General features: G+C 59.2%; 18 protein-coding genes. 10 read left to right on the forward strand and 8 right to left on the reverse strand.

Going from position 1 to position 16680, the window contains the following annotated elements; genetic code table 11:
- Positions 1 to 317 precede the first annotated feature (317 nt).
- The 4 genes from deoC (at position 318) to deoD (ending at position 4548) form a co-directional block, all read left to right on the forward strand.
- Positions 318 to 1091 carry a deoxyribose-phosphate aldolase gene (gene deoC / locus ACTG2G_RS14185; protein WP_005340468.1) on the forward strand — a complete coding sequence of 258 codons (774 nt, stop codon included), beginning with the start codon at positions 318 to 320 and terminating at the stop codon, positions 1089 to 1091.
- A 109-nt stretch (positions 1092 to 1200) separates the two neighbouring features.
- Complete coding sequence (gene deoA, locus ACTG2G_RS14190) at positions 1201 to 2532, forward strand: thymidine phosphorylase (RefSeq protein WP_323912729.1); 1332 nt, start codon at positions 1201 to 1203, stop codon at positions 2530 to 2532.
- Between the two features lie 14 nt (positions 2533 to 2546).
- Positions 2547 to 3755, forward strand: coding sequence for a phosphopentomutase (locus ACTG2G_RS14195; RefSeq protein WP_439985553.1), 1209 nt, complete (start codon positions 2547 to 2549; stop codon positions 3753 to 3755).
- 76 nt (positions 3756 to 3831) lie between these two features.
- On the forward strand, positions 3832 to 4548 hold the full coding sequence (deoD, locus tag ACTG2G_RS14200; protein ID WP_005340471.1) for a purine-nucleoside phosphorylase: 717 nt from the start codon (positions 3832 to 3834) through the stop codon (positions 4546 to 4548).
- 67 nt (positions 4549 to 4615) lie between these two features.
- On the opposite strand, the gene ACTG2G_RS14205 is transcribed toward deoD, so the two are convergent.
- A complete protein-coding gene (locus ACTG2G_RS14205; protein WP_005340472.1) occupies positions 4616 to 5236 on the reverse strand; it encodes an AhpA/YtjB family protein in 621 nt (206 codons plus the stop codon).
- A 120-nt stretch (positions 5237 to 5356) separates the two neighbouring features.
- Between ACTG2G_RS14205 and serB the strand changes: the two genes are divergently transcribed.
- Both serB and ACTG2G_RS14215 read left to right on the forward strand, forming a co-directional pair.
- The gene (gene serB / locus ACTG2G_RS14210) at positions 5357 to 6367 is read left to right on the forward strand and encodes a phosphoserine phosphatase SerB (protein WP_439985554.1); all 1011 of its coding nucleotides are present in this window, start codon (positions 5357 to 5359) and stop codon (positions 6365 to 6367) included.
- A gap of 28 nt (positions 6368 to 6395) precedes the next feature.
- Entirely contained in the window at positions 6396 to 7301 is a 906-nt protein-coding gene (locus tag ACTG2G_RS14215) for an alpha/beta hydrolase family protein (RefSeq protein ID WP_439985555.1), read from the forward strand.
- 54 nt (positions 7302 to 7355) lie between these two features.
- On the opposite strand, the gene ACTG2G_RS14220 is transcribed toward ACTG2G_RS14215, so the two are convergent.
- Entirely contained in the window at positions 7356 to 9734 is a 2379-nt protein-coding gene (locus ACTG2G_RS14220; protein WP_439985556.1) for a PilZ domain-containing protein, read from the reverse strand.
- 100 nt (positions 9735 to 9834) lie between these two features.
- Here ACTG2G_RS14220 and radA point away from each other — a divergent pair, with 100 nt between their 5' ends.
- On the forward strand, positions 9835 to 11202 hold the full coding sequence (gene radA, locus ACTG2G_RS14225) for a DNA repair protein RadA (protein ID WP_005340481.1): 1368 nt from the start codon (positions 9835 to 9837) through the stop codon (positions 11200 to 11202).
- 79 nt (positions 11203 to 11281) lie between these two features.
- On the opposite strand, the gene ACTG2G_RS14230 is transcribed toward radA, so the two are convergent.
- Positions 11282 to 11662, reverse strand: coding sequence for a PilZ domain-containing protein (locus tag ACTG2G_RS14230; RefSeq protein WP_005340482.1), 381 nt, complete (start codon positions 11660 to 11662; stop codon positions 11282 to 11284).
- A gap of 100 nt (positions 11663 to 11762) precedes the next feature.
- Positions 11763 to 12245: a sigma D regulator gene (gene rsd, locus ACTG2G_RS14235; protein WP_429204210.1), complete on the reverse strand. Its 483-nt coding sequence runs from the start codon at positions 12243 to 12245 to the stop codon at positions 11763 to 11765.
- A 337-nt stretch (positions 12246 to 12582) separates the two neighbouring features.
- On the opposite strand from rsd, the gene hupA reads away from it, so the two are divergent.
- Positions 12583 to 12855 (forward strand): nucleoid-associated protein HU-alpha, encoded by a 273-nt coding sequence (hupA, locus tag ACTG2G_RS14240; protein ID WP_005340484.1) that lies wholly within the window; start codon positions 12583 to 12585, stop codon positions 12853 to 12855.
- Positions 12856 to 12982: 127 nt separating this feature from the next.
- Here the strand turns inward: hupA and ACTG2G_RS14245 are convergent, their stop codons facing one another.
- From ACTG2G_RS14245 to ACTG2G_RS14260, 4 genes are all read right to left on the reverse strand, one after another.
- The gene (locus ACTG2G_RS14245) at positions 12983 to 13102 is read right to left on the reverse strand and encodes a chlorhexidine efflux transporter (RefSeq protein WP_346197263.1); all 120 of its coding nucleotides are present in this window, start codon (positions 13100 to 13102) and stop codon (positions 12983 to 12985) included.
- 12 nt (positions 13103 to 13114) lie between these two features.
- The gene (locus ACTG2G_RS14250) at positions 13115 to 13426 is read right to left on the reverse strand and encodes a chlorhexidine efflux transporter (RefSeq protein WP_429204207.1); all 312 of its coding nucleotides are present in this window, start codon (positions 13424 to 13426) and stop codon (positions 13115 to 13117) included.
- Positions 13427 to 13588: 162 nt separating this feature from the next.
- Entirely contained in the window at positions 13589 to 14446 is an 858-nt protein-coding gene (locus ACTG2G_RS14255; protein WP_429204205.1) for a hypothetical protein, read from the reverse strand.
- Between the two features lie 112 nt (positions 14447 to 14558).
- Entirely contained in the window at positions 14559 to 15782 is a 1224-nt protein-coding gene (locus tag ACTG2G_RS14260; protein WP_421386706.1) for an Nramp family divalent metal transporter, read from the reverse strand.
- A gap of 237 nt (positions 15783 to 16019) precedes the next feature.
- Here ACTG2G_RS14260 and rpsF point away from each other — a divergent pair, with 237 nt between their 5' ends.
- Both rpsF and rpsR read left to right on the forward strand, forming a co-directional pair.
- Positions 16020 to 16406, forward strand: a complete 387-nt coding sequence (gene rpsF, locus ACTG2G_RS14265; RefSeq protein ID WP_005308887.1) for a 30S ribosomal protein S6 — start codon at positions 16020 to 16022, stop codon at positions 16404 to 16406.
- Positions 16407 to 16436: 30 nt separating this feature from the next.
- Entirely contained in the window at positions 16437 to 16667 is a 231-nt protein-coding gene (gene rpsR, locus ACTG2G_RS14270) for a 30S ribosomal protein S18 (RefSeq protein ID WP_005308890.1), read from the forward strand.
- The last annotated feature ends 13 nt before the right edge of the window (positions 16668 to 16680 follow it).

The raw sequence follows: 16680 nt of genomic DNA on the forward strand, positions 1-16680 counted from the left end.
CTGGCAATGACTAATACTCGATGAAATCGGGTGTTGGCGGTCAAATGGAATTGATTGGGAAGTCGGGTCAGATGTTGTCGGCCTTTCTCAAGTCTTCATGGAACCAAGTCCGCACTTTTGTAAGAAAGTGACAGGGCTCTTGCCTTATTTACAGTCGCAGTGCCTGCAGGGTGTTTTGAATAACATCCCGATAGTGCCGGTGCCTTCGCACTGTAATTCCATTCCCGTATAGCTGGGGATTACTGCCTGTGCATCCATTGCTGGATGGTCTGGTGGTGCCCGGTTATCTGGATTAAATCGAGACTTTGGAGAACAGAATGACTGATCTGAAAGTGGCCGCTCAGCGCGCCCTGAACCTGATGGACCTGACCACCCTGAACGATGACGACACCGATCAAAAGGTGATCGACCTGTGCCATAAGGCCAAGTCACCGGCTGGCCTGACCGCCGCCGTCTGCATCTACCCCCGTTTTATCCCTATCGCTCGCAAGACACTGCGTGAGATCGGCGCTGCCGACGTACGCATTGCGACCGTGACCAACTTCCCGCACGGCAACGACGACATCGAGATCGCCGTGGCCGAAACCCGTGCCGCAGTCGCCTACGGTGCTGACGAAGTGGACGTGGTGTTCCCGTATCGCGCCTTCATGGCTGGTAATGAACAGATCGGTTTTGATCTGGTCAAAGCCTGTAAAGAGGCCTGTGGTGCCAACGTGCTGCTGAAAGTGATCATCGAAACCGGCGAGCTGAAAGAAGAGGCGCTGATCCGTCGCGCTTCCGAGATCTGTATCGATGCCGGTGCCGACTTCATCAAGACCTCCACCGGTAAGGTGCCGGTCAATGCGACTCCCGAAGCGGCCCGCATCATGATGGAAGTGATCAAGGCCAAGAATCCGAAAGTCGGCTTCAAGCCTGCTGGTGGCGTGAAAGACGCAGCCGTTGCCGGTCAGTACCTGGCCATGGCCGAAGAGATCCTCGGTAACGACTGGGTATCCGCCCGTACCTTCCGCTTTGGTGCATCCAGCCTGCTGGCCAGTCTGCTGGCCACTCTGGGGCATGGCGACAAGCCGGCCAACACCAGCGGTTACTAATAGGTTGATGAGAGGGCGGACGGCTGTCCGCCCTGTTAGCCCCCACCATGTGGTGTGCGGGCAAGGATTCAGGCTTGTGTAACGCCAGCAATGGCGGAGGGAATGAAAGATGTTTTTGCCTCAAGAAATTATTCGCAAGAAGCGCAACGGTGAAGCGCTCAGTACCCAAGAGATTCAATTCTTCGTTCAGGGCATTACCAACAACACCATCGGCGAGGGGCAGATTGCCGCCTTGGCGATGGCGGTCTACTTCAAAGACATGACCATGGATGAGCGGGTTGCCCTGACCTGCGCCATGCGCGACTCCGGCATGGTATTGACCTGGGATCACCTCAATCTGGGTGGCCCGATTGTCGACAAGCACTCTACCGGCGGTGTGGGTGACGTTGTCTCCCTGATGCTTGGCCCGATGGTGGCCGCTTGTGGCGGTTTCGTGCCGATGATCTCCGGCCGTGGCCTGGGCCACACCGGCGGTACCCTCGACAAGCTGGATGCCATTCCCGGCTACCAGACCTCGGTCGACAACGATCGTTTCCTGAAAGTGGTGAAAGAGGCGGGTGTCGCCATCATCGGCCAGACCGGCGATCTCGCCCCGGCTGACAAGCGTATCTATGCAGTACGTGACATCACCGCCACCGTTGAATCCATCGCGATGATCACCGGCTCCATCCTCTCCAAGAAGCTCGCCTCCGGGCTGGAAGCGCTGGTGATGGATGTGAAAGTGGGCTCCGGCGCCTTTATGCCGACCTTCGAAGCCTCCGAAGAGCTGGCCAAGAGCATTGTGGCCGTGGCCAACGGTGCCGGTTGCCGCACCTCTGCGCTCTTGACCGATATGAACCAGGTGCTGGCCTCCAGCGCCGGTAACGCGGTGGAAGTGCGTGAAGCGGTGCGCTACCTGACCGGTGAATACCGCAACCCGCGGATCCACGAAGTGACCATGGCGCTGTGTGCCGAGATGCTGATCTCCGCCGGCCTTGCCAGCGACGAGCGCGATGCCCGTGCCAAGCTGCAGGCGGTGCTGGATAACGGCAAGGCGGCCGAGATCTTCGGTCGCATGGTGACTGGTCTCGGTGGCCCGGCCGATTTTATGGAGCGTTACGACGCTTACCTGCCCAAAGCCGCCATCGTGCGCCCGGTCTTCGCGGCCAGCAGCGGCTTCGTGACCGCCATGGATACCCGCGAGCTGGGTCTGGCCGTGGTGGCGATGGGCGGTGGTCGCCGCGCTGCCGGTGACAAACTTGATTATGCAGTCGGTCTGACCGACTTTATCCGCCTGGGTCAAAGTGTTGATGCTGACAAGCCGATCGCGATGATCCACGCTCAGACTGAAGAGCAATATGCTCAGGCTGCCAGCATGGTGCAGGCGGCTGTCCGGATTGGTGGCGAGCGGCCGGAGGCACTGCCTGAAGTGTACCGCCGTATCACCCTGGCCGATTTGTAACAAGGGGAAGACCCATGAAACGTACCTTTATTCTGATGATGGACTCTTTCGGTATTGGCGCTGCTGCCGACGCCGACAAGTTCGGAGATGTGGGCGCCAACACCCTTGGCCATATCGCCAAGGCGTGTGCGGCGGGTGAAATTGAAGGCCGTGGCGCCCTCAATCTGCCCAACCTCAACAAGCTGGGTCTGGGCCACGCGGGTGAACTCGCTTCCGGCACCTTTCCGGCTGGTCTGAGCAAGGAGATCGAGGTAGTCGGTGCTTACGGTTTCGCCCAAGAGCTCTCCTCCGGCAAGGACACCCCGTCCGGTCACTGGGAGATCGCCGGTGTGCCTGTGCTGTTCGAGTGGGGCTACTTCAAGGATCACCACAACAGCTTCCCGCAGGAGCTGCTGGACGCCATCGTCGAGAAGGCCGGTCTGCCGGGCTATCTGGGCAACTGCCACGCTTCCGGTACCCAGGTGCTGGACGATCTGGGCGAAGAGCACATGCGCACCGGCAAGCCGATCCTCTACACCTCTGCCGACTCCGTGTTCCAGATTGCCTGCCACGAAGAGACCTACGGCCTCGAGAAGCTCTATGAGCTGTGCCACATCGTGCGCGAGCTGCTGGAGCCCTACAACATCGGCCGCGTGATTGCGCGTCCGTTCGTAGGTACTGGCAAGGGCAACTTCAAGCGCACCGGCAACCGTCACGACTACTCAGTGCTGCCGCCGGCGCCGACCGTGCTGGATTACATGAAAGATGCGGGCGGTCAGGTGGTCTCCATCGGCAAGATTGCCGACATCTATGCCCAGCAGGGCATCACCAAGCAGGTGAAAGGGACCGGTCTGACCGAGTTGTGGGATCGCACGCTGGAAGAGGTGAAAGCGGCCGGTGACAACACCATCGTCTTCACCAACTTCGTCGACTTCGACTCCTCCTACGGCCACCGCCGTGACGTTGCCGGTTATGCCGGTGCGCTGGAGTATTTCGATTCCCGCCTGCCGGAGCTGTTTGATCTGCTGCAAGATGGCGACGTGGTGGTGCTGACTGCGGACCACGGCTGTGACCCGACCTGGGGTGGGACCGACCACACCCGTGAATACATTCCGGTGCTGTTCTTCGGCAAGCCGGTCAAGGCTGGCTCCGTCGGTCGTCGCGAGACCTTTGCCGATATCGGCCAGAGCATCGCGGCTTACCATGGCCTGCCGAAACTGGCATACGGTACCAGCTTCCTGTAATTTACCCGCCCGCCACTTCGGCGGCGGGCAATTTATAAAACAATAAAACTCAACCTAGTGTGAAGGAATCAAGAGAATGGCAACTCCTCATATCAATGCGAAAGATGGCGCCTTTGCTGATACCGTGCTGATGCCGGGCGACCCCCTGCGCGCCAAGTACATCGCTGAAACTTTCCTGGAGAACGTCGAGCAGATCTGCGACGTGCGCAACATGTTCGGTTTCACCGGTACCTACAAGGGCCGTCGTATCTCCGTCATGGGTCACGGCATGGGTATCCCGTCCTGCTCCATCTACGCAAAAGAGCTGATCACCGATTACGGTGTGAAGACCCTGATCCGCGTGGGCTCCTGTGGCGCCGTGCGTGAAGACGTGAAACTGCGTGACGTGGTGATCGGTATGGGTGCCTGCACCGATTCCAAAGTAAACCGTCTGCGCTTCAAAGATCACGACTTCGCTGCCATCGCCGACTTCGACCTGGTTGCCAATGCCGTGCAGGCCGCCAAGAACAAGGGCGTTGCCGTGCGCGTCGGTAACATCTTCTCCGCCGACCTGTTCTACACTCCGGACCCCTCCATGTTCGACGTCATGGAAAAGTACGGCATCCTGGGTGTCGAGATGGAAGCCGCCGGTATCTACGGCGTGGCCGCAGAGTACGGTGCCAAGGCGCTGACCATCTGCACCGTCTCCGACCATATCCGTACCGGTGAGCAGACCACCTCTGAAGAGCGTCAGCTGACCTTCAACGACATGATCGAAATCGCACTGGATTCCGTCCTGCTGGGCGACAAGTAATTCCCTTGCGAATAAGAAACGGCGGCCTTCTGGCCGCCGTTTTTGTATCTGCTCATTGGTTGCGCCATCAATTTTCCGGAGGTGGCGAGGGGGGCGTACTCTTTTTCTTGTGCTTGCGCACCCGCATGTAGTTGCGGCGCACGCCGTAGGAGATGAGCACCCCGGCCAGCAGGGCGACCAGCAGCATGAGCCGCTGTTTCTCCTGCACCACCTTGAGCCGGGTGTCCTTGTCTGCCAGCATCTGCTGTTCTTCCAGGGTGATGCGCAGGAAGCCGATGGTCTGCTCGCCATCCCGGATCTCCTGCACGAACTGGATCCGCCCCTTGCCCTGCTCCGGCAGTGACTTGTTATCGCTGCCGATGGGCAGCAGGCTCTCCAGCGGCACCGCCTGCTCAGACTGGGCGAGGGGAATGCCGCGTCCGTCGTAGAGGGTGGCATCGAGGATCTCCGGCTCCGCCGCCAGATCCCGCGCCAGCCGCTCCAGCTCGCTGCTCTTCTCCTCCTTGATCCAGCGCTTCATGTCGCGGGCGGCATAGGCGACCAGCGCCTGCGCCCGGTTGCGCGCTTCGCTGTGCAGCGAGGCCTGGCTTTCACCTTGCATATGGATAAGCACACCGAGCACCCAGCATCCGAGCAGGATACCGGCACCCAGGCTGAGAACACGTTTGATGGGAAGATGACGCTGCAAGCGCGAGACCTCATGGTAACAAGGAGTGGCGGGATCTTGGCGCTTGCCTGTACAAAAAGCAATACGCTACTCTGGGCCAGCATTGTTAACCCCCTGATCACCAAGGAAGGCGTATCCCTTATGTTGTTGTCTCGGCTCCCCCCTCTGTTATCCGATTGGCCTGCGTTGTTGTCCGGCTCACCTTATTGGCAGCTCAACGCCGATGCGTTGCACCCAACAGAGACCCCGCAGGCGGGCGGCTGGCTGGTACTGTTTGGCAGGGGGCTGGGCGCCTCCCATCTGGCGCATCTGTCGCCATTGCTGGCAGGGCAGGGAGTGATGGCCACCCTCTACCCTCCCACCGAGGTAGCGGGCGTGTCACTGCTGCTGCTTGGCTGCGATCGCTTCTCTTCCGAGCTGGTGGCCGAGCTCAAGAGTGGTGAGTGGGAGATCGATCTCTGCCATCTGTCCGCGCTACCGACCCTGAGCGAGCCCGGCCTGCTGGTGATGGACATGGACTCCACCGCGATCCGCATCGAGTGCATCGACGAGATTGCCCGGCTTGCCGGGGCCGGCGAGCAGGTGGCGGCAGTGACGGCCGCAGCCATGCAGGGCAAGCTGGAGTTTTCCGACAGCCTGCGCAATCGGGTTGCCCTGTTGGCAGGGGCGCCGGTCTCCATTCTCGACGAGGTGGCGGCATGGATGCCCTGGATGCCTGGATTGCAGCTGATGGTCGATACCCTCAAAGGGGCGGGTTGGAAGGTGGCCATCGCCTCCGGCGGTTTTACCCGTTTTGCTGGCCAGTTGCAGCGCGATCTGGGGCTCGATGCTATCTTCGCCAACGAACTGGTGGTGGAGGGGGGCCAGCTGACCGGCAAGGTGAGCGGGCGTATCGTCGATGCCAGCGTCAAGGCTGAGGTGTTGCAGCAGCTTGCTCAGGAGTACGGCATTGCTGCCGCCCAGACCGTGGCCATCGGCGATGGTGCCAACGATCTCAAGATGATGGGGGTCGCGGGTCTTGGCATCGCCATTCACGCCAAGCCGCTGGTGCGGGCGCAGGCGGCGGCCACCCTCAACCATCACGATTTGGAGGGGGTGATCTGCTTGCTGGCGGCACGGGCCTGCAGCGAGCAGCGTTGGGACAAGCGCTGACAGTGTTTCAAGGAGGAAACCAATAAAAATGGAATTGTTGCAGCAGTCTCTGTTTATCCCCTGTGGTGGCCATCAATTGCATGTTCGCCATATCAAACCCCGGGTCGCCGTGCATGGAGAGCCGATCCTGATGGTGCATGGCGCCATCGAGAACGGGCGGATCTTCTATACCGAATCGGGCAAGGGGCTGGCCTGCTTTCTGGCCCGTAACGGCTATCAGGTCTATGTGGCTGATTTGCGGGGGCGGGGGCTCAGCACTCCTGCCATCGCCGAGCAGGCAGAGCACGGTCAGCATGAGCTGATCACCGAGGATCTGCCCGCCCTGCAGCGCTGGATTGCCGAGCGCCATCATGGCTTCAAGGTGCATTGGGTGGCCCACTCCTGGGGCGGCGTCATCATGGCCTCGACCCTGGTGCGATTCCCCGAGCTGGCGGATCAGGTGGCCAGCCTGCTGTTTTTTGGCACCAAGCGCGGTGTGTCGGTGCACAATCCCGAGCGCTGGCTGAAGGTGGATCTGATCTGGAATCGGCTGGCCCCCTGGCTGGCTCGCCGCCGTGGTTTTCTGGCGGCTCGTACTCTGAAGATCGGTGCTGACGACGAGCCGCTGCGCTATCTGCAGGAGACCATCCCCTGGGTCAAGTGCGGCCCCTGGCAGGATCCTCACGACGGTTTTGCCTATGACGAGGCGGCGGCACGGGTCAACTGGCCACCGCTCTGGATGATTTCGGCCAAAGCGGACAAGGTGCTGGGTCACCCGATCGATGTGCGCCGCTTCAGCGACGAGATGGGTTCGGCCACACGTCACACCCGATTGGGGCGGGACAACGGCAACCGCCTCGATTATGACCACATCAATATGCTGACCGCCCCGCAGGCCCAGGAGGATCACTTTCCCCAGATCCTCGACTGGCTGCTCAACCCGCAGGCGGCATGACAAAAAACAGGGCGCCTCGAGCGCCCTGTTTCATTTCTGTCTGTTTCCGGATCATCAGTTCAGCGGTGGCGTGATGCCAAAGCGGAACAGAGTGGCCTGGGTGGTATCGGTCAGTTCGCCCACCCCCACCACGCTCCACAGCTCCTCTTCCAGCTTGCGTGCCTTGTGGATGGCGAACTTGGCGATGTAGTCCAGCTCGTTGGCGATGAAGTTGGTGTCGGGCCGTCCGGTACGGGAGATACCGACCAGCACCGAGTAGAACTCCCCCTGTTGCTGCGCCAGCTCGATGAACTGACGCTTCTCTTTGACATTGGCAAAGCTGCTGGCCAGTCGGCTGCTGAAGATGGGCAGGCCGGCCTTGGTCTGGATGCTGGCGATATAGACCTCGTCTTCCCTCGGTTTGTCCTCCCGCTCGATGGCACGTAGCGGGTTCATCAGCAGCTCCTTGAGCAGCTCCCCCTGAAACAGCGGGTAGAGGTTCTCCTGCTCCGGCAGCTCGGCACAGGCTTGCAGCAGCCGCTGCAGACTGCGTGGTTGCAGGGATTTGCCGATGGAGGCCGGTTTGGGCGCGCCTTTCAGCTTGTTGACATAGACCGGCGAGTTGAACAGGTGGTGGGTGTAGATGTTGCGCAGTGCCCGCGCCAGCCCACGATAGCGGCGCTGCTCCTGCGCCGCCTTGAGCTTGTTCTGGTTGCTCTCGATCAGCAGGCTGAAGAATTGGCGGCCGGTATGGCGATCCGAATCCCCTTCGATGCAGAGGTGCAGCACGGTGCGGGTCATGTTAAGGCTGACCAGCCGGTAGGAGAGGCGCTGCAAGTCCATGCTCTTGGAGAGCTCCTGCAGGCGGGGCAGGGCGATGGTCACCACATCGTTTTTCTCGCCGATAAAGGCATCTTCCAGCTCGATTTGCAGGCCGTGAGTCGAGATGTCGCGGGTCCAGCCGATCCAGGATTTGCCGTTGTGATGGATGGCGACCGCGGTCTTGTGGATGTAGCGCGACTCCTTGCGCAGCTGAACATAGTGCAGGGTCTCGATCTCGAACGGGGCAACCCCCTGCTCGTGGCCAAAGCGTTGCAGCTCGTTGGCGTTGTTGCTGACCCCTTCCTGATGGAACTCTTCCCGCTGGGACTCCAGGCCGATCTCCTGCAGCAGGCCGCAATAGCCGATCTGTTTGAGCCGCTCGAGCAGCAGGATGTCTTGCAACTGCGGGTTGTCCTGCCCCTGCAGTTGTCCCACATCCGCCTCGACCAGATCGCACGCTTCCAGCGTGAACTTGTAGACTCGCCAGCTGGGGCGGCGTGAGCCCACCTGGAAGAAGAGGGCGGTGAGGCCACTCTGACGCAGCTCCTCGGCGGTGGCGGAGAAGAAGTAGATGTGGCTGCGCACCGTGTGGGTAAAGCAGTAGATGATGGTCTCGGTGGTGGTGCCGGGGGCCGGGCAGAGCCGTTTCATCCGCTCTGCGCTGAAAAGCCCCGCGAGGGCATCGCGGTTTTTCTCATCGCGCCAATACTCCAGCAGGTGCTGGTTGTTTTCCGTACGCAGGGCTATCTCGAGATTGGGGCTGTCGCCAGTGCCGAAGAAGAGCGGCATACCGGTCATCCGTGGCAGATAGAACTGCTCATACCCCTTGATGATGGCGGCGGAGAGCAGATAGTCGACGCTGACCCGATAGCGGATCTTGTTGGCATCGATAAAGTCGCTGAGGAAGGCATCAAAGGCGGGCTGTTCGCCGGAGCGCACCAGTCGCAGCCAGTATTTCCCCTCTTTGCTCTCTTCGCCGAGGATCTGATAGCCGACCGGCTGATGCAGCACCGGATTGGGGGTGTCCCGCTCCAGTCCGGTAAAGAAGACCTCCACCTGGGCGCCGGTGTGATAGTTCGGCAGATAGGGAACCGAGACCCGCATGCCACCCAGCGAGAGATCGGAACTCTTGGCGAACAGCTTCTCTCCGTCCTGAAACTTGATCAGCACCGGCGAGCTGAAGTGCATCCGCTCCTGACGGCGGCCGTAGTAGCTGGCAAAGGCGATGGTGTTGACATCATATTGCCGGAAGGGGCTGGCCGGCGGCGACAGCTGACCATCCACGCGGGCGTTGTGGTGCTGTTTTTGCCACTGTTGCAGCGCCTCGTAGGCGCCGAGGGTATAAATATCGCGGTAGAGATAGCACTGGGACTGGAACAGGGCTATCGCATCGGCGGGCATGAAGTGAGTGATGCCGTCAAACTCATGCACCAGGCACTCATCCTCCAGCTCATCGCGCATGTCGATGACCCTGCGGCAGGGGGAGCACTTGCGCTTGAGCTCCATCTTGATCAGAAAACGGCTGTTGCTGTTTTCCTCCTGAGTCATGCGGTTGAAGATCTCCTCGAAATCTTTCTCCCGCAGCAAGGGGACGAGTTGTTCAATCAGATGTTGCTGGTGTTCTGAATCCATTTGTTCCTGCCACGGAAAGTCACTTTTCCGATTCTGGGTTTGATCTGTCGGTCGCAAACAAGTATATCAAGCAGGAATTCATCCTGTCCCCGAGTTATCAATGGCCAAAAATAAAACTGCTTATGTTTGTTCCGAATGTGGTGCCGACTTCACACGCTGGCAAGGTCAATGCAGCGAGTGCAAGGAGTGGAATACCATCACCGAGGTGCGCCTCGGCTCGGTGAGCCCCGCTGGCAAGAGTGCCCGTTACACCGGTTATGCCGGCGCGGTCGGCAGTCAGGTACAGACACTGGCAGAGATCGCCACTACCGAAATTCCCCGTTTTACCTCAGGTTTCAAGGAGCTGGATCGGGTGCTTGGTGGCGGTGTGGTGCCCGGCTCGGCCATTCTGATCGGCGGCAACCCGGGGGCGGGCAAGTCGACCCTGTTGCTGCAGACCATGTGTGGTCTCGCAGAGCGGATGAAAACACTCTATGTCACCGGCGAGGAATCGCTCCAGCAAGTCGCGATGCGGGCCAACCGCCTTGGGCTGCCCACCGACAAGCTGCGAATGCTCTCCGAGACCAGCGTCGAGCAGATCTGCCTGATTGCCCAGCAGGAGCAGCCGCAGATCATGGTGATTGACTCCATTCAGGTGATGCATGTGGCGGATGTGCAATCGTCCCCCGGTTCTGTCTCACAGGTGCGCGAAGCGGCGGCGCTGCTGACCCGCTATGCCAAGCAGAATCATGTGGCCATCTTCATGGTGGGTCATGTGACCAAGGATGGCAGTCTGGCGGGCCCCAAGGTGCTGGAACACTGCATCGACTGCTCTGTGCTGCTTGATGGTGGCCATGACTCCCGTTTTCGGACTCTGCGCTCCCACAAAAACCGCTTCGGCGCGGTCAACGAGCTGGGGGTTTTTGCCATGACCGAGCAGGGGATGCGCGAGGTGAGCAACCCCTCCGCCATCTTCCTCAGCCGAGGGCAGGAGCAGGCGCCCGGTTCCATCGTCATGGTGATCTGGGAGGGCACCCGGCCGCTGCTGGTGGAGTTGCAGGCGCTGGTGGACTACTCCCAGCTCTCCAACCCGCGCAGGGTGGCGGTGGGGATGGATCACAACCGGCTCGCCATGTTGCTGGCGGTGCTGCACCGTCACGGCGGGTTGCAGATGGCGGATCAGGATGTCTTCATCAACGTGGTTGGCGGGGTCAAGGTCGAGGAGACCAGTGCGGATCTGGCGCTGCTGCTGGCGATGGTCTCCAGCTTCCGGGACCAGGCGCTGCCCAAGGATCTGGTGGTGTTCGGCGAAGTGGGCCTTTCCGGTGAAATTCGCCCTGTGCCGTCCGGCCAGGAGCGGTTGCAGGAGGCGGCCAAGCACGGTTTCCGCCGTGCCATCGTGCCGCACGCCAATGCCCCCAAGCATCCCATCGAAGGGATGGAAGTGGTGCCGGTCAAGAAGCTGTCTGAGGCACTCGAGGCGCTGTAATCCCTCAGCATTGCAATCGATACAACAGCCCATAAAAAAGAGCGCCTCGGCGCTCTTTTTTATGGGCTGGAACCTGCCATCAGGGCTGGCTATGTTCCAGATGTTCGCTCAGCAGTTGTTCCAGCTCGCGGTGGAGCAGCTCTTCGTCGCCGACGTTAAGCTCGATCATCCGCTTGAGATGGGTAGCACTGTCGATATCGATGTGGTGGCAGTAGAAACCCAGCTTCTTGCTGGCTTCGTGGGTCAGCTCGACCTGCATTTTGATCTCGATATCGCTACCGCTCAGGATAAAGCTGAGCTGGTACTCCTTGTTGTCACGGCTCTCCCAGTCGTCGGGGCGGATCAGCAGGGCTCCCTGCAAGGAGACGTCGACAAGCTGGGTCTGCCACTTCTGTTCCCCCTGGGTGAGTTCTGCCATGGTCAAGTAGAGGATCCGTGCAAAACGGCGGCGCTCAGACATGCTCATCTCCTGTATGCAATAAGTGTGGACGCTAGGGTCATTGCTCTGAGTGTAATCCACCTTGGTTGCCAGTATCTTGAACTTGCTCCGAAAATGGCATTCAGGCTTGCTGGGTACTCAAGGATTCCACCACATGAAGCGCCTTGACCAGGCGGTCTTCCTGTTTGAACCGCTCTTCCAGAACTGGGCCCAACTCGTTGAGATCATCATCCAGTAGCAGCAATTGGGCCTCGTCGGCATCACTGTATTTGTCGTTGAACTCGAGGGCGAATTCAGTGCTGTTACGAATATGGGGATAGATGCGCTTGGCCAGCTCCAGTGTTTCGCCGCTGGCTTGCTCGAAGGCGGTGACGACGTGGTGGTAGATCTCGAAATGGCCTGCACTGACATAGTCGACCAAGCGGTCGCAAAACTGATGCAGCTCTTCTGTTTTGGGCAGGCAGCGTTGCTTGGTCCGCGCCGGAGTGAGGCCTGCCAGATGCATGTATCCAACCAGCAACGCTTGCCTTGCATCCAGCCAGTCGTCGATAGCCTTATGCTTGCCTGCCAGCGCCTGCTTGGTCTGTTCCAGTTTCGTCAACATAATCCCTATCCCTCCGTGGGGCAAAGGCTGGCCGATTGTTCGGTATTCCGAGCCGTTTGAGCAGTGACACAACCTATAACTAGGGAAAATCTGGGCAAGCGTCAATAGCCATGGGGGGATAATGTTAAGTGGCGAAGAAATAGTCAGCGGATTGTGTCTGCGTGCTAGCAGGTTTCAGGCCTGCTCACGGTTTTTCGCGTGTGGAATGTGACTATTTCCGCAGATCTTGATGAAAACCCCAGCGTTTGACGCGTTCGGCTCGATAAAGGCTTTGCCTGTGCGTTTTTTTTTGCATAGAGTGACCCAGCGCTAAATGCCCGATCATAAAGGAAATGTTATGAACAAAGCTCAACTTGTCGATGCGATTGCCGCCAAAGCAGATCTGAGCAAAGCTCAGGCCAAAGTCGCTCTGGAAGAGATTATCAATGGTATTACCCAGAGCTTGAAAGAAGGCGATGCTGTGCAACTGGTCGGTTTTGGCACCTTCAAGGTCACCCACCGCGCAGGCCGCACCGGTCGTAACCCGCAAACTGGTAAAGAGATCCAGATTGCTGCTGCCAACGTGCCTTCATTCGTGGCTGGCAAGGCTCTGAAAGACGCCGTCAAGTAAGTCCGAAAGTCTGTTTTGTCCAATGCCAGTCAGCTTGCTGACTGGCATTGTTTTTATGGGATTCTCACATCCTTCCTATTGGTCCTTCCTGACTTTTCCTTCTGTCAGCCTTATTGCGGCTGAGGCCTTATGCCGTCTGCGGGTTGGATGGCAGCGGCCAGATCCGCTCATAGGCCCAGGTAAAGACCATGATGTAGACGAGGTAGAAGGCGACGAAACCGAGATCCAGCATCAGGGCGTCCCACACTCCCAAATCGAGTCAGAACATGACGCAGGGGAGGGAGAGCATCATAAAGCTCGCCTCATAGCCAAACGCGTGCAGGAAGCGGTCCAGTGGTCGCTTGTTGGTACGCCCGCACAGTTTGAGCAACCCCTTGTCGAACAACAGGTTCCAGCCGTAGGTCCAGGCGGTGGCGACGATGGAGAAGAAGATGGCCAGCGAACCGACCTCGGCGACGCCCTGACCGAACAGCTGGCTGATCAGCGGTGCGACCAGTGCCAGCCCGATGCCTTCGTAGAGAACCAGATAACGAAGTCGATCAGGGGGGGTGCGAAGTTGAGTACTACTCATGGGGATATGCCTCCTGTGGGAGGCGCATTCTAATCAGGGAGTGGTTAAAAGAGAAGCATCGGCCCGTCATGACGGGCGTTGAGGGGCATGATGATGCCCCCTCTTTGCGATACGTCTCTATTGCCAATTTGGGCGTTAGCCCTGAGTGGTCAAGTCTGCGACTCAGGCGCCGGTTGGCGTGACCCGTGTCAGCATGGCAAAGCCCTCTTCCACTTGTGTGAGCTCTACCTTGACCTCCCCCAACTCGGCGAGCGAGGCAACATGAGTGCCACCACAGGGAATGGTCACCTCCTGGCCTTCCAGCATGCAGTGCCAGTAACGGGAATCGATGATCGCCTCGCCAGCGCGGCTACGGCGGATCTCGCCTCCGGCTGCGATCCAGTCGGCCAGTTGCTGGTTGACCTTATCTTCAATCACCGCCAAATCTGCCAGCAGCGCCTCGCTGTTGACCCCTTTCTTGCGCAGGCTCTTGCCGATGCGGTACTGCTCCCGTGATCCGTTAGGCTCGACCCGAGAGCTTTGAATAGCCAGACGGTCGAAGTCGGTCTGGCCCAGTGCATCACGCTCGCTTACCTCCTTGCGCCAGTAGGGTTTGAGTACTCGATTGAGCGCCAGCGCCGCCAGATGGCAGCCGCTATGGCCCAGACTCAGGGCGTGGCGGGCAGCGCTATCTACTTGTAATTCGACCTGGCTGCCAACGGCTAGCTCATGGTCACCGGTCAGCGGATGGACCACCACGAAACGCCACCCTTCAGCCCCCCGTTTTACCGGAATGGCAGTATCGACAAACAGCTCGCCATCCGGGCTGATGGCCCCCATCCGGCAAGGGCCAATGGCGGCTTCGCCCCCTTCCCAGCGAACATGGCCCACATCCCCCGGCTGATCGGGCCAGAGGTGGCTCTGGGGATGAAAGGGGGTGAGGTCGGTGACCAGCAGTGTGGTGTCGCCACGCTGGCAGCAGACCACGCTGGCTTGCTCCTGATGATGGCCCAGCACGAAGCTGGCTCGGGTGTGTTCCATGGCAAGGCTCCCGCAACGATAAATGAGAAGAGAAAGCGGCAGCATACGCCAAAGTGCGAAGAGGCTCATTAACCAGAGTTAATGAGCCTCTCTATCTCGGTTTTACAGTTCGCTAGATCATGGCAACCAGCAGATAGGCGTTGAGGCCAATCACCAGCGCAACGATAAGGCGGCCGATGGCTTGTGTGACGGGGTGGTTACGATGTTGCCCCATCAGAGCCCGATCGCCGGTCAGCATCAACAGCGGGATCAGGGCCAGCGCGATCCCAAAGCTCAGGATCACCTGACTCAACACCAGAATTTCGGTGGTGTTGAGCCCCATGGCGATTACCACGAAGGCGGGAGCCATGGTGATGGCGCGACGCAGCCAGAGCGGGATGGTAAAGCGGACAAAGCCCTGCATCACCACTTGCCCGGCCAGGGTGCCCACCACGGTAGAGCTGATACCGGAGGCGACCAGCGAGAGGCCAAACAGTGTGGCGGCAGCCTGACCCAGCAGTGGAGTGAGGGTCTGGTAGGCGGATTCCAGCTCGGCCACCTGCTGGTGGCCCGAGCTGTGGAACGCTGCAGCCGCCATCGCCATCATCGCCAGATTGACGAAGCCGGCGATGGTCATGGCAATGGCTACATCGACCCGGGTAGTGTGCAACCGCTGGCTGACCGACCCCTGCTCCTGTGTGTGCTGGGTCAGCGCCGAGTGCAGATAGATAACGTGGGGCATCACGGTGGCACCGAGCACACCGGCGGCCAGATAGACGGCATCGCTGTTGGGCAAACCGGGGAAGAGGGCGCCCTCCAGCAGGCTGGGCAGATGGGGGCGGGAGAAGATCAGCTCAACGATGTAGGCCGCCGCGACAAACAGCAGCAGGCCACCGACTACGAACTCCAGCGGTTTCTGGCCACGGGATTGCAACATCAGGATCCCCCAGGTCACCACGGCGGTGATACAGGCTCCTTCAAGCAAGGTCACGCCAAGCAGCAGCTTGAAGCCGACTGCGGCGCCGATAAATTCGGCGAGATCGGTGGCCATGGCGATGATCTCTGCCTGTACCCAGTAGGCCCAGACCACCGGTTTTGGCAGTCGGTCGCGGATGTGCTCCGCCAGATTCTTGCCGGTGACGATACCAAGTTTGGCCGAGAGGGTCTGCACCAGCATGGCCATCAGATTGGCCCATACCACCACCCAGAGCAGTTGGTAGCCAAAGGTAGAGCCCGCCTGAATATTGGTGGCGAAGTTGCCCGGGTCGATATAGCCGATGGCGGCGATAAAGGCAGGCCCGAGCAGGGTCAGTTTGAATTTGCGGGCTGGAATCGTAGTCGTCAGTGCGGGTTGCATGGCATCACCCTCCATAAGGATATGGAGAGAGAATAGATCTAAGTGATAATCATTATCAATTGTTGTTTCTGATGATTTCCATCGGGAAAAACATTTAAGGCAGTCAGTTGCAGTGAGGGATGTGATTTCGTACAATACGCCGCCCTAGAAAAGCAGCGACTAAACACCTTTATGTTCCTTGCCTCCGAGGTCTGGCTGCACCTGGGCGGAGGCTGAATTAATCCGTAAGGAGCTAAAATGCGTCATTACGAAATCGTCTTCATGGTTCATCCGGACCAGAGCGAGCAAGTTCCCGGCATGATCGAGCGTTACACCGGCGCCATCACCACCTCCGGTGGTACCATTCATCGCCTGGAAGATTGGGGCCGTCGTCAGCTGGCTTACCCGATCGACAAACTGCACAAAGCCCACTACGTTCTGATGAACGTAGAAGCAGAGCAAGCCGTTATCGATGAGCTGGAAACCAACTTCCGCTTCAACGATGCCGTTATCCGCAACATGATCATGCGCACCAAGCACGCCGTGACTGAAGTTTCTCCGATGGCCAAGGCCAAAGAAGAGCGCTTCACCCGTCGTGACGACGAGCGCCGCGAAGAAGCTACTGAAGCTGCTTCCGAAGAGTAATTCTGGATCACTGACTAGAGGATAAAGGCCATGGCACGTTATTTCCGTCGTCGTAAGTTCTGCCGCTTCACCGCCGAGAACGTTACCGAGATCGACTACAAAGATATCGTTACTCTGAAAAACTACATCACTGAATCTGGCAAGATCGTACCGAGCCGTATCACCGGTACCCGCGCCAAGTATCAGCGTCAGCTGGCACGCGCCATCAAGCGTGCTCGTTACCTGGCTCTGCTGCCGTACACCGATCTGCACAACAAGTAAGAATCGGCCCGGC

This window comes from Aeromonas sp. 55A (assembly GCF_051919665.1).
GTDB classification, from domain to species: Bacteria; Pseudomonadota; Gammaproteobacteria; order Enterobacterales; family Aeromonadaceae; genus Aeromonas; species Aeromonas veronii.

Excerpts from the sequence above, each read along its gene's own strand:
- deoC (WP_005340468.1), top strand. The coding sequence starts at position 318 with ATGACTGATCTGAAAGTGGCCGCTCAGCGCGCCCTGAACCTGATGGAC.
- deoA (WP_323912729.1), top strand. The coding sequence starts at position 1,201 with ATGTTTTTGCCTCAAGAAATTATTCGCAAGAAGCGCAACGGTGAAGCG.
- ACTG2G_RS14195 (WP_439985553.1), top strand. The coding sequence starts at position 2,547 with ATGAAACGTACCTTTATTCTGATGATGGACTCTTTCGGTATTGGCGCT.
- deoD (WP_005340471.1), top strand. The coding sequence starts at position 3,832 with ATGGCAACTCCTCATATCAATGCGAAAGATGGCGCCTTTGCTGATACC.
- serB (WP_439985554.1), top strand. The coding sequence starts at position 5,357 with ATGTTGTTGTCTCGGCTCCCCCCTCTGTTATCCGATTGGCCTGCGTTG.
- ACTG2G_RS14215 (WP_439985555.1), top strand. The coding sequence starts at position 6,396 with ATGGAATTGTTGCAGCAGTCTCTGTTTATCCCCTGTGGTGGCCATCAA.
- ACTG2G_RS14220 (WP_439985556.1), bottom strand. The coding sequence starts at position 9,734 with ATGGATTCAGAACACCAGCAACATCTGATTGAACAACTCGTCCCCTTG.
- radA (WP_005340481.1), top strand. The coding sequence starts at position 9,835 with ATGGCCAAAAATAAAACTGCTTATGTTTGTTCCGAATGTGGTGCCGAC.
- ACTG2G_RS14230 (WP_005340482.1), bottom strand. The coding sequence starts at position 11,662 with ATGTCTGAGCGCCGCCGTTTTGCACGGATCCTCTACTTGACCATGGCA.
- rsd (WP_429204210.1), bottom strand. The coding sequence starts at position 12,245 with ATGTTGACGAAACTGGAACAGACCAAGCAGGCGCTGGCAGGCAAGCAT.
- hupA (WP_005340484.1), top strand. The coding sequence starts at position 12,583 with ATGAACAAAGCTCAACTTGTCGATGCGATTGCCGCCAAAGCAGATCTG.
- ACTG2G_RS14250 (WP_429204207.1), bottom strand. The coding sequence starts at position 13,426 with ATGAGTAGTACTCAACTTCGCACCCCCCCTGATCGACTTCGTTATCTG.
- ACTG2G_RS14255 (WP_429204205.1), bottom strand. The coding sequence starts at position 14,446 with ATGGAACACACCCGAGCCAGCTTCGTGCTGGGCCATCATCAGGAGCAA.
- ACTG2G_RS14260 (WP_421386706.1), bottom strand. The coding sequence starts at position 15,782 with ATGCAACCCGCACTGACGACTACGATTCCAGCCCGCAAATTCAAACTG.
- rpsF (WP_005308887.1), top strand. The coding sequence starts at position 16,020 with ATGCGTCATTACGAAATCGTCTTCATGGTTCATCCGGACCAGAGCGAG.
- rpsR (WP_005308890.1), top strand. The coding sequence starts at position 16,437 with ATGGCACGTTATTTCCGTCGTCGTAAGTTCTGCCGCTTCACCGCCGAG.